The sequence below is a fragment of the Methylobacterium sp. WL103 genome (genome assembly GCF_008039885.1).
Lineage (GTDB): Bacteria > Pseudomonadota > Alphaproteobacteria > Rhizobiales > Beijerinckiaceae > Methylobacterium > Methylobacterium cerastii.
Window position 1 is genome coordinate 1 of the sequence record NZ_VRUX01000783.1, and the last position, 1613, is coordinate 1613.

At 72.8% G+C, this 1613-nt stretch carries 2 protein-coding genes; one reads left to right on the plus strand and one right to left on the minus strand.

Annotated features, from left to right (window positions below):
- Positions 1-138: 138 nt before the first annotated feature.
- Entirely contained in the window at positions 139-693 is a 555-nt protein-coding gene (gene moaB, locus FV222_RS25375; RefSeq protein WP_147815941.1) for a molybdenum cofactor biosynthesis protein B, read from the minus strand.
- A 143-nt stretch (positions 694-836) separates the two neighbouring features.
- Here moaB and selD point away from each other — a divergent pair.
- The coding region (gene selD, locus FV222_RS25380; RefSeq protein WP_147815942.1) for a selenide, water dikinase SelD at positions 837-1613 on the plus strand (777 nt) is incomplete at its 3' end.

The following is a 1613-nucleotide window of genomic DNA, read 5'->3' on the forward strand; positions in this document are numbered from 1 at the left end:
TGGGCCGAGGCGATGGTCGGCGCCGGGGTGGCGCGGCCCGGCGACGTGGTCCGGCGCGACCGCCTCACCGAAGCCGGCACGTTCGCGCCTCGGCTGACGCCGCGCCGGCTCATCGCCCGGATCGACCGGGCGTGAGGGTCACACGGTGACGGAGGCGCCCCGGCGCAGGTGCTCGTCGAGGCGCGGCATGATCTCGACGAAGTTGCAGGGGCGGTGCCGGTAATCGAGCTGGCTCGCGAGGATGCCGTCCCAGGCGTCGCGGCAGGCGCCGGGCGACCCCGGGAGCACGAAGACGTAGGTCGCGTTGGCGACCCCCGCCGTCGCCCGCGACTGCAGCGTCGAGGTGCCGATCTTGTCGTAGGAGATGCGGTGGAACACCGCCGAGAAGCCGTCCATCCGTTTCTCGAACAGCGGCTCCAGCGCCTCCGGCGTCACGTCGCGCCCGGTGAATCCGGTGCCGCCGGTGGTGATCACCACGTCGACGCCGGGATCGCGGGTCCAGCCCTCGACCGTCTCGCGGATCGCCGAGACCTCGTCGGGCACGATGGCGCGGGCGGCGAGCGCGTGGCCGGCTGCGGTCAGCCGCTCCGCAAGGGTGTCGCCGGAGCGGTCGTCCTCCGGCCTGCGCGTGTCCGAGACGGTGAGCACCGCGATCGACAGGGGGACGAAGCCGCGGGCAGGCGTGTCGGGCATCGAACGGTCTCCAAGATGTTCGCCCGGAATATGGGCCGTCGGCGCCGATTGTCCCATCCGTCGCCGCCGTGGCGGATCGCGGGCGCGATCCGTGGTATCGGCCCGAGGACATGACCGATCCCATCGAACTTCGCGGTGCTCCCATGGATGCGTCCCCCGTCCGCCTCACCAGCCTCGCCCATGGCGGCGGCTGCGGCTGCAAGCTCGATCCCGCGATCCTCCGGTCGCTGCTGGCCGACCAGCCGATCGCCGGGCCGTTCGAGCGCCTGCTCGTCGGCAACGAGACCGCCGACGACGCCGCCGTGTGGGCGCTCGACGACGGCACCTGCGTCATCGCCACCACCGACTTCTTCACGCCGATGGTCGACGACCCGCGCGACTTCGGACGGATCGCCGCCACCAACGCGATCTCCGACGTCTACGCCATGGGCGGCCGCCCGATCATGGCGCTCGCCATCCTCGGGATGCCCGTCGGCAAGATCGCGCCCGAGGTCGTCGCCGAGATCCTGAAGGGCGGCGCCGCGACCTGCGCCGAGGCCGGCATCCCGATCGCCGGCGGCCACTCGATCGACACGCCCGAGCCGATCTACGGGCTCGCGGTGATCGGCATCTGCCGCCGCGAGGACGTGCGCCGCAACGCCGACGCGCGGGTCGGCGACGTGCTGATCCTGACCAAGCCGCTCGGCGTCGGCGTCTACTCTGCCGCGATCAAGCGCGACGCCCTGCCGGCGGGCGGCTACGCGGACTTCGTCGCGACGACGACGCTGCTGAACAAGGTCGGCGCCGAGCTCAGTCCCGATCCGGACGTCCACGCCATCACCGACGTGACCGGCTTCGGCCTGCTCGGGCATGGGCTCGAGTTCGCCCGCGGCGCCGGCTGCCGCCTCGCGATCGACTGGGCGGCGGTGCCGCTGCTGCCC